This window comes from Bordetella sp. MIP270_01_BMS (assembly GCF_054958705.1).
The window spans coordinates 2,054,276-2,064,029 of sequence record NZ_CM143297.1 but is presented as its reverse complement, the minus strand read 5'-3'; the positions used below and the strand labels follow the sequence as shown (position 1 = coordinate 2,064,029).

General features: G+C 64.3%; 7 protein-coding genes and 1 pseudogene. 7 read left to right on the top strand and 1 reads right to left on the bottom strand.

Annotation, left to right across the window (positions count from 1 at the left end; translation table 11 throughout):
* The 4 genes from ACV17W_RS09650 to lpxC all read left to right on the top strand — a co-directional run bounded on the left by ACV17W_RS09650 (position 1) and on the right by lpxC (position 4,580).
* Positions 1 to 825, top strand: coding sequence for a cell division protein FtsQ/DivIB (locus tag ACV17W_RS09650; protein ID WP_462596202.1), 825 nt, complete (start codon positions 1 to 3; stop codon positions 823 to 825).
* Positions 826 to 829: 4 nt separating this feature from the next.
* Positions 830 to 2,056, top strand: coding sequence for a cell division protein FtsA (ftsA, locus tag ACV17W_RS09645; protein ID WP_462596201.1), 1,227 nt, complete (start codon positions 830 to 832; stop codon positions 2,054 to 2,056).
* A gap of 189 nt (positions 2,057 to 2,245) precedes the next feature.
* Complete coding sequence (gene ftsZ / locus ACV17W_RS09640) at positions 2,246 to 3,430, top strand: cell division protein FtsZ (protein WP_462596200.1); 1,185 nt, start codon at positions 2,246 to 2,248, stop codon at positions 3,428 to 3,430.
* Between the two features lie 226 nt (positions 3,431 to 3,656).
* Positions 3,657 to 4,580 carry a UDP-3-O-acyl-N-acetylglucosamine deacetylase gene (gene lpxC / locus ACV17W_RS09635; protein ID WP_462596199.1) on the top strand — a complete coding sequence of 308 codons (924 nt, stop codon included), beginning with the start codon at positions 3,657 to 3,659 and terminating at the stop codon, positions 4,578 to 4,580.
* Between the two features lie 7 nt (positions 4,581 to 4,587).
* On the opposite strand, the gene ACV17W_RS09630 is transcribed toward lpxC, so the two are convergent.
* Positions 4,588 to 5,079 (bottom strand): DciA family protein, encoded by a 492-nt coding sequence (locus ACV17W_RS09630; RefSeq protein WP_462596198.1) that lies wholly within the window; start codon positions 5,077 to 5,079, stop codon positions 4,588 to 4,590.
* Positions 5,080 to 5,121: 42 nt separating this feature from the next.
* On the opposite strand from ACV17W_RS09630, the pseudogene ACV17W_RS09625 reads away from it, so the two are divergent.
* The 3 genes and pseudogenes from ACV17W_RS09625 to ACV17W_RS09615 all read left to right on the top strand — a co-directional run bounded on the left by ACV17W_RS09625 (position 5,122) and on the right by ACV17W_RS09615 (position 9,750).
* Positions 5,122 to 6,107: pseudogene (locus ACV17W_RS09625) on the top strand (M23 family metallopeptidase).
* 163 nt (positions 6,108 to 6,270) lie between these two features.
* A complete protein-coding gene (gene secA / locus ACV17W_RS09620; protein WP_462596197.1) occupies positions 6,271 to 9,021 on the top strand; it encodes a preprotein translocase subunit SecA in 2,751 nt (916 codons plus the stop codon).
* A gap of 3 nt (positions 9,022 to 9,024) precedes the next feature.
* Positions 9,025 to 9,750 carry a VOC family protein gene (locus tag ACV17W_RS09615; RefSeq protein ID WP_462596196.1) on the top strand — a complete coding sequence of 242 codons (726 nt, stop codon included), beginning with the start codon at positions 9,025 to 9,027 and terminating at the stop codon, positions 9,748 to 9,750.
* Positions 9,751 to 9,754 lie beyond the last annotated feature (4 nt).

Genomic DNA, 9,754 nt, shown 5'->3' with positions numbered 1-9,754 from the left:
GTGTGGAACGATGCGCGCACCACCAACCTTATCGCCAACACGCTAGCCGTGCTGGCGGTGTTGGCCATGCTCGCTGCCGCAGTCGTATGGGTGGCGCATCGTCCGTACTTCACGCTTGCGGCGATCGAGCTGGAAGCGACGCCCGACGGAGAGCTGCGCTATGTGTCGCCGGAGGCCGTGCGCGCGGTGATCGCGCGGCGTTTCGCGGGCAACTTTTTCACGGTCGACCTGGACGAGGCCCGCGCGGTCTTCGAATCCGTGCCTTGGGTGCGTCGTGCGTCGGTCCGGCGCATCTGGCCCGACACGCTGAGGGTGCGTATCGAAGAGCAGCAGCCGCTGGCGTTGTGGAACGAAAACCAGATGATCAACACATGGGGCGAGGCATTCACCGCCAACATGGGCGAACTGGAAGACGACAGCGATCTACCCCAGTTTTCCGGGCCGGAAGGGTCGGAAGGGCTGGTGGTGCAGCGCTACGCCGAACTGGCGCGATGGTTTGCACCGCTGGAACTGCACGTGCGCGAACTGGACTTGAGCGCGCGATATGCGTGGAAGGCCACGCTGTCCAACGGCATGGTGCTCGATCTGGGGCGCGATCCTGGCGCCGATGCACCCGACCCGCACGGACTGCCCGGGGCGCTGCCGTTTGCCGCGCGTATCCAGCGTTTCGTGCAAGCCTGGCCCGCCGTGACCAGCCGGCTGGAAGGGCGCAGCGTGACGCAAGCGGACCTTCGCTATACGAATGGATTCGCGCTGGCTCTGGCGCCCTTGCCGGACGAGCGCACCAAATCCAAATCTCCATCCATTTCTCCAAAGAAGCGTTAACGCCATGACCCGTGACATCAAGGACCTCATCGTCGCCCTGGATATCGGCACCAGCAAAGTGGTTGCCGTGGTCGCCGAAATCCTGCCGGAGGGCCGCTTCGAAGTGCTCGGCCTGGGGCAGCACGAGTCGCGCGGAATGCGCAAGGGCGTGGTCGTCAATATCGAGACCACGGTCAACTCGATCCAGCGCGCGCTGGAAGAAGCGGAGCTCATGGCCGATTGCAAGATCCGCGATGTGTACACCGGTATTGCGGGCAGCCATATCCGCAGCTTCAACTCCAGCGGCATGGTGGCCGTGAAAGACAAAGAGGTGACGGCTACCGACGTGGCGCGCGTGATCGAAACGGCCAAGGCGGTGAACATCCCGACCGACCAGCAAGTGCTGCATGTGCTGACGCAGGAGTTCATCGTCGACGGCCAGGAAGACATTCGCGAGCCCATCGGCATGAGCGGGCTGCGCCTGGAAGTTCGCGTGCACATCGTGACGGGGGCGGTCAGCGCCGCGCAGAACATCGTCAAGTGCGTGCGTCGCTGCGGGCTCGAGGTCCAGGACCTGATCCTGCAGCCGCTGGCTTCCAGCCTGTCCTGCCTGACGGCCGACGAGAAGGAACTCGGCGTGGTGCTGGTGGACATTGGCGGCGGCACGACCGATGTGGCGATCTTCACGGGCGGCGCCATCCGGCACACCGCGGTGCTGCCCATCGCGGGCGACCAGATCACCAACGACATCGCGGCCATGCTGCGCACCCCCACGCCCGATGCCGAAGAAATCAAGCTGCGCTATGGCGTGGCCAAGCAGGTTCTGGCGCGTCCCGACGAAACCGTGGAAGTGCCCGGACTCGGCGACCGTGGCCCGCGCCAGGTAAAGCGCCAGGCGCTGGGAGCGGTCATCGAGCCGCGCGTGGAAGAGCTGTTTTCGCTTGTGCAGCAGGTAGTGCGCGATTCGGGCTACGAAGACCTGCTGGCTTCCGGTGTGGTCCTGACGGGCGGGACGTCACAGCTGCCCGGCATGATCGAGCTGGCGGAAGACGTGTTTCTGAAACCGGTGCGCGTGGCCTTGCCGGAATACGAGGGCAGCCTGTCCGACGTGATGCGCAATCCGCGATTCTCGACGGTCATGGGCTTGCTGCAGGAAGCGCGCATGCAACGCGTGCGCGGCCGCAAGGTTGCTGCGCAGACCGGTAGTTTCAAGTCGCTGCTCGCGCGTATGAAGGAGTGGTTCATGAATTGATTTAAGGGGCAGACAGGGCCTGCTCCTGGCCTGTATCACCCATGCGGGTGGCACGGGCCGAATGGGGAGACGTTTCAAACCCGTTGCGGACCATGCGGCCGGCTTCGGCTTTGAGGCGATTCACAAAAGCATAGGTTGTTGGGGAATTTTTTTTGTGATTTGCAAATCCAGACTTGTGAGGGAGTCATCATGATGAACTTTGAGATGCTTGAGAACAACACCAAAGGGACCGTAATCAAGGTCGTGGGTGTTGGCGGCGCCGGCGGCAACGCCGTCGCCCACATGATCCGCAGCGGCGTCAACGGCGTGGATTTCATCTGCGCCAATACCGACGCGCAGGCGCTCGCGGCCACCAATGCACCGGTGCAGATTCGCCTGGGCCGCACCGGCCTGGGTGCCGGCGCCAAGCCCGAGCAGGGTCGCGCATCGGCAGAAACCGCCCGCGAAGAGATCCGGCAGGCGCTGAATGGCGCGCATATGGTCTTCATCACCGCCGGCATGGGCGGCGGCACCGGAACGGGCGCCGGCCCGGTCGTGGCCGAAGTGGCCAAGGAACTGGGCATCCTGACGGTGGGCGTAGTCACCAAACCCTTCTCCTTCGAAGGCAACAAGCGCCTGAAGATGGCTGAAGAGGGCATCAACGAACTGGCCAAGCACGTCCATTCGCTGATCGTGGTGCTGAACGAGAACCTGTATGAGCTGATGGACGAGGACGCGACGCAGGAAGACTGCTTCCGCTCCGCCGACGACATTCTCCACAATGCCTGCGCAGGCATTGCAGAGATCATCAATGTCGAGGGCAACGTCAACGTCGACTTCGAAGACGTCAAGACGATCATGGGCGAACAAGGGCAGGCCATGATGGGTACGGCCACCGCCAGCGGCGCCGACCGTGCCCGTGTGGCCGCCGAGCAGGCCATCGCCTGCCCGCTGCTCGAGGGCGTGGACCTGAACGGCGCGCGCGGCGTACTGGTCAACATCACCGCAAGCCGCACCCTGAAGATGCGCGAAACGCGCGAAATCATGGAAACCATCCGCAGCTATGCTTCGGAAGACGCCACGGTGATTTTCGGTACGGCCTACGACGAAGCCATGGGCGACAGCCTGCGCGTTACCGTGGTGGCGACCGGCCTGGGCCGCAATGTCGCCGCGCGTCCGCAACTGGTGCAGAACGCCGCCGAGGCGCTGCGCACCGGCACCGACAATATGCCGATCGGCGCGATGATGGGTCAGCAAGGCGACTACCGCAACCTGGACATGCCGTCGGTGATGCGCAACCCGCGCACGCAGGCGTCTGCCCAGGTGCGCGCGCTGGAAAGCTCGGGCATGGATCACTTCGACATCCCGGCCTTCCTGCGCAAGCAGGCCGACTGATCCTGCCATACCGGGCCGGGCAACTGGTCCGACTCCCTCGGCGCCGGCCCGTCTTCCCCAGACGGGCCGGCAACAGGGCGGCACCCCGGTGCCGCCCTGAATAGGGGACGCATTCATCGGCAAATATGACACGCTCATGGCATCCGCGCCCCGCGCGAGGTTACAATAGGCGTTCAGGCCGGTGATTTCATTGATTTTATTGGCCCAGGCTTCCAGTAAAGACCCCATGTTCCGACAGCGCAGCATCCAGAATCTCGTACGCACCACCGGCGTAGGCGTCCACTCGGGCCGCCGGGTCGAGCTCACTCTGCGTCCTGCGGAAGCCAACACGGGCATCGTTTTCCATCGCGTCGATCTGCCCCAGGTGGTCGACCTGCCGGCCCAGGCGCTGGGCGTGGGCGACACGCGTATGGCTTCCGTCCTGCAGCAGGGCGACGTACGCGTATCAACGGTTGAACATCTCATGTCCGCATTGGCGGGGCTGGGCATCGACAACCTGCACGTCGACCTCACGGCCGAAGAAGTGCCCATCATGGATGGCAGCGCTGCCACCTTCGTCTATTTGCTGCGCTCGGCGGGCATCGTCGAACAGAACGCGCCGAAGCAGTTCATCAAGGTACTCAAGCCGATCGAGATCCGCGAGGGCGAAGGCCGCAACCTGAAATGGGCGCGCCTGGAACCCCATGATGGCTTTGCGCTGGCGTTTTCCATCGACTTCCGCCATCCGGCCATCGATTCCACGGCGAATTTCGCCGAGATCGACTTCGCCACCCATTCTTATGTGCGCGAGATTGCGCGCGCACGTACCTTCGGCTTCGTGAACGAAGTCGAAGCCTTGCGGTCCATGGGACTGGCGCGCGGCGGCAGCCTCGACAACGCCATCGTCATGGACGAATACCGCGTGCTCAACAGCGACGGCCTTCGCTACGACGATGAATTCGTTAAGCACAAGATCCTCGACGCCATCGGCGATCTATACCTGTTGGGCAAGCCCTTGGTGGCCCGGTACGTGGCCTGCAAGTCCGGCCATGGGCTGAACAACCAGCTGGCGCGGGCCTTGCTGGCCCAGCGCGACGCCTGGGAACTGGTCACCTACGAATCGCAGGCCGCGGCGCCGCAGGCCTTCCGCCACGAATGGAAGCTCGCCTGAGCGCGTGCTAGCGGGGCTTGTGGTGGGCCAGCAGCTTGGCCACCGCATCTGCCAAGGGCCCGGGCCGCAATGACGCTTGTAATTGTTCGAAAGCCCCTAGCGCGGTGTCGCCGAGGGGCTCTGCCTCTTTAGGAGGCTTGGGCGCTTTAGCGCCTGGCTTGCGCATTCCGGCTTGAACACGAACCGCAATTTCGTTAAGGTTCCAGCCTTGGGCGCAGAGTGCCTGTGCAATGCGTGGCGCGAGCTGACGCAGCTTGGCTGCGTGGGCGGCACTGGGCACGGCTAGTTGCAGGCGCTTGCTTTCCAGCTTGGCCACCACGCACATGCTGCCCAGCGCGGGCGGCAGCACGGCGGCCACGGCCCGCTGAATTTGCAGATGCGTGCGTGCCGTTGCGAGTACACCGGCGGCGCGCGCGTCATGACCCAGCCAACCCAGGGCGGTGTTTCCTCCCCGCCGGCTGGTGGTGGAACGTGAGCGGTATGGCGCAGGTTTGTTCATGCCGGCTCTGATAACAGGATACGAATCTTGAAAATCGTGATTATGCACGCCCGCGACGGGCAGTCTGGCCAGCTGGCGCTGGGCGGATTGCAGCTGGGCCTGTTGCTGGCGGCTCTGCTCGCCACGGCGGCGCTGGTCGGCGCCACGGTACAACGCTACCTTACTCCAGTTGCGCCGGCGGCGTATTCCGTGGACTGGGCCACTTACGCCCAGGATACCCAACCCGGGCGCGAGGCTGCCTTCCTGCGCGAGAACGTCAGCATGCTCGCGGCCAAGGTGGGCGAGCTGCAGGCCAAGCTGGTGGGCATCGACAGCCTGGGAAGGCGCGTGGCGCAGGTCGCCGGCGTGGCCTATACCGACCCGGAACTGGCCGCCGAACTCAATGCGCCTGCCCAGGTGGGCGAGGTCATGGATGACCTGTTTACCGACCGCCAGCCGCCGTCACCCGAGTCTGCCGAAGAGCTGGGCCGCCAGCTCGATGAGTTGAGGGCACGCCTGGCACAGCAGACCGACAACCTGCGCATGCTCGATGTCGCCCTGACACGCCGCTCGGCAGACCAGGCCCGACTGCCATCCAGTACGCCCATCGCCGATTATCCCTATCTCAGCTCCTCGTACGGCTGGCGGCGCAACCCGGTGACCCATCGGTACTCGATGCACGAGGGGCTGGACTTCGCCGCTCCTTCCGGCACGCCCATTCTGGCAGCCTCGGGCGGCGTGGTGCTCGAGGCCGGCTACCTGCCCGGCTATGGCAATACCGTCGAAATCGATCATGGTGATGGGCTGATTACCCGTTACGCGCATGCATCGAAGCTGCTCGTCAAACCGGGTGACCTGGTCGCGCGCGGCCAGGAGATAGCCCGCGTCGGCTCAACCGGACGCTCTACCGGCCCGCATCTGCACTTCGAGGTGCGGCTGGCCGGCCAGCCGCTCGACCCGCGTCTTTTCCTGCAATCCCCGACGCGCGGCCGCCCGTGGTGGCGCAGGCTCCCGGCGCCGCCCCCGCGGGTGAACCGCTGACCCGTTGAGGTCAGCCGGACGCTTTTGCGGCCAGCCCCTCCACTGGCGCGCAGGTGCGTTAAACTCGATTGTTTCCCAGCGGAATAGTCCGCTCAACCAGATAACAATCCGCCCCGGGCGGAGTCCGGCCCCACGGGGAAGCGGGCGCCGCCGGTGCCGCCACCGACACGCATGGTCTCTTTGCTCAAAAAACTCATAGGCAGCCGCAACGATCGGTTGCTTAAGCAGTATCGCAAGCTGGTTACCCAGATCAACGCGCTGGAATCCAAGACCGCCGAGCTTTCCGACGCGGAGCTGGCGGCCAAGACCCAGGAATTCCGCACTCGCCACGCCGAAGGCGCTTCGCTCGACGATCTGCTGCCCGAGGCTTTTGCCGTGGTGCGCGAGGCGGGCAAGCGTGTTTTCGGCATGCGCCACTTCGACGTGCAGATGCTGGGCGGCATTGCCCTGCACAACGGCAAGATCGCCGAAATGCGCACCGGCGAAGGCAAGACGCTGATGGCCACGCTGCCCGTCTACCTGAATGCCATCGCCGGCAAGGGCGTGCACGTGGTCACGGTGAACGATTACCTGGCGCGCCGCGATGCCGAATGGATGGGCCGGTTGTACCGGTTCCTGGGCATGAGCACCGGCGTGGTTGTGCCGCAGCAGCCCAACGACGAGAAAATCGCCGCCTATGCTGCAGACATCACCTATGGCACCAATAACGAATTCGGCTTCGACTATTTGCGCGACAACATGGAATACCGGGTCGAAGACCGGCGCCAGCGAGCCTTGTCGTACGCGATCGTCGACGAGGTCGATTCCATCCTGATCGACGAGGCCCGCACCCCGCTGATCATCTCGGGCCAGGCCGAAGACCACACCGAACTGTACGTGCGCATGAATGCCGTGCCGCCGCTGCTGACCCGCATGGCGTCCGAACCCAAGCCGCACGAGCCCGAGCCCGAGGGCGATTACTGGGTTGACGAGAAAGCCCAGCAGGTATTCCTGTCCGAACGTGGCCACGAAAACGCCGAGCGCATTCTCAGCCAGTTGGGCATCCTGCCCGAAGGCGAATCGCTTTACGACCCACGGCACATCGCGCTGATGCATCACCTGATGGTGGCGTTGCGCGCCAATACGCTGTTCTTCCGCGACCAGCAGTATGTGGTCCAGGACGGCGAAGTGGTGATCGTCGACGAATTCACCGGCCGCCTGATGGTGGGCCGCCGCTGGTCCGACGGCCTGCACCAGGCGGTCGAGGCGAAAGAAGGCGTGAAGATCCAGCACGAGAACCAGACGCTGGCTTCCATTACGTTCCAGAACTACTTCCGCATGTACGACAAGCTGGCCGGCATGACCGGCACGGCCGACACGGAGGCGTACGAATTCCAGGAAATCTACAGCCTGGAAACCGTCATCATTCCCACCAACAAGCCCATGGTCCGCAAGGATCAGAACGACCAGGTATTCAAGACGGCGCAGGAAAAGTACAACGCCATCCTGAACGACATCCGCGACTGCTACGAGCGTGGCCAGCCCGTGCTGGTGGGCACGACCAGCATCGAGAACTCCGAAGTGCTGGCCAACATGCTTACGCAGGCGAAGCTGCCGCACGAGGTGCTCAATGCGAAACAGCATGCCCGCGAGGCCGAGATCGTCGCCGAGGCTGGCAAGCCCGGTCACATCACCATCGCGACCAACATGGCCGGTCGGGGCACCGACATCGTGCTGGGCGGCAGTGTCGACAAACAGATCGACCTGATCCGTGCCGACGAGTCGCTCTCCGACGCCGAGAAAGAAGCGCGCATCGCGAAAGTGCGCGCCGAATGGCAGCCGGCCAACGAGAAAGTGAAGGCGGCTGGCGGCTTGCGCATCATCGGTACCGAGCGCCACGAGTCCCGGCGTATCGACAACCAGCTTCGCGGCCGTGCCGGGCGCCAGGGCGACCCGGGCTCGTCCCGTTTCTACCTGTCGCTCGAAGACCCGCTGATGCGAATCTTCGCCGGCGACCGCGTGCGCGCCATCATGGAACGCCTCAAGCTGCCGGAAGGCGAGCCCATCGAGGCCGGCATGGTCACGCGTTCCATCGAGACCGCCCAGCGCAAGGTGGAAGGCCGCAACTTCGATATACGCAAGCAGCTGCTCGAGTACGACGACGTCGCCAACGACCAGCGCAAGGTGCTGTACTCGCAGCGCAACGAAGTGCTTGAATCCTCTTCCATCCGCAGCGCGGTTGAAGCCCTCAGCGAGTCTGCCGCCACCGAACTGGTGCGCCGGTTCATTCCGGCCGAATCGGTCGAAGACCAATGGGACGTCGCGGCGCTCGAGCAATCGCTCGCCTCCGACTGGCAGGTGCACCTGCCGCTGGTAGAAATGCTCGATAAAGAGCCCAACCTCACCGATGAGGACATCCTGCAGCGCGTATTGCAGGCGGTGAGCGAGATATATACCGGCAAGATCGCCCAGGTTGGCGAGGAGCCCTGGGCGCAGTTCGAACGTTCGATCATGCTGCAGGCGATCGACACCCACTGGCGTGAGCACCTGTCGGCGCTGGATTACCTGCGTCAGGGCATCCATCTGCGTGGCTACGCTCAGAAGAATCCCAAGCAGGAATACAAGCGCGAAGCCTTCGAGCTGTTCTCGGCCATGCTGGACCGCATCCGCGACGACGTGGTTCGCGTGCTGCTGACGGTGCGCGTGCAATCGGCCGAGCAGGTCGAGCAGGCGGCCGAGGCCGAGACCAGCCAGCCGCACGTGCAGAACGTGCAGTATCACCATTCCGACTTCGACGAAGCCCTGGCCAACGCCAACGCCAATGCTGACGCCACGCCGGCGCAGCAGCCTGTGCGCAACGTCATGCCGAAGGTGGGGCGTAATGATCCTTGCCCATGCGGTAGCGGCAAGAAGTACAAGCAGTGCCACGGCAAGCTGGCTTGAACGATGAACTTGCAGCCCCTAGATGCGCGCACCGAGTTCGACCATGCCGTGGTCATGGTGCGCGATCGCCTCGACGAACTGTCGCCGCATTACCAGCGCCAGGGTTTCCTGCTCAGCGACAAGGCGGTGCACAACCTGGGCTCGTGCAATCGCCTGATCGTGCTCGACACGACTTATGTCGAGCTTCTCGGGTGGCCCGCGGGCTCACCGCCGGCCCGCAAGGAAATTGCCGATTCGCCCTTCGGCCTGGAAGCGCTGGTATTTCGCACGCATGATGCCGAAGCCACGTATCAGCGCCTGAGCGATGCCGGTTTTGCCGTGAACCCCGTGCAGGAACTCACGCGGCCGGCGTACGTCGACGGGCGCGAGATCCAGGCGCGCTTTGACACGGTGCGCTTCGCGCAGCAACCCTTGCCGGGCATACGCATGTATTTCTGCCGGCATCTGACGCCCGAATGCGTCTGGAATCCCGCGCTGATGGCTCATGCCAATGGGGTACGTCGCATTCACCGCCTCGATGTGCGCGCCGCGGACCCGCGCGCGGTGGCGCAGCAACTGGCAGCCGTGGTCGATGTCGCCGCCGAGCCGGCAGCCGAGGGATGGATCGTGCCGCTGGCCAACTTGCAGCTGCACGTGTTGCACGACCCCGGCGCGGCGCAACCGGCTCTGGCCGACCTGATCCTCGAGAACCAAGACGGCACGCGCTACGCGCTCGACACGGGGCTGTAAGGGG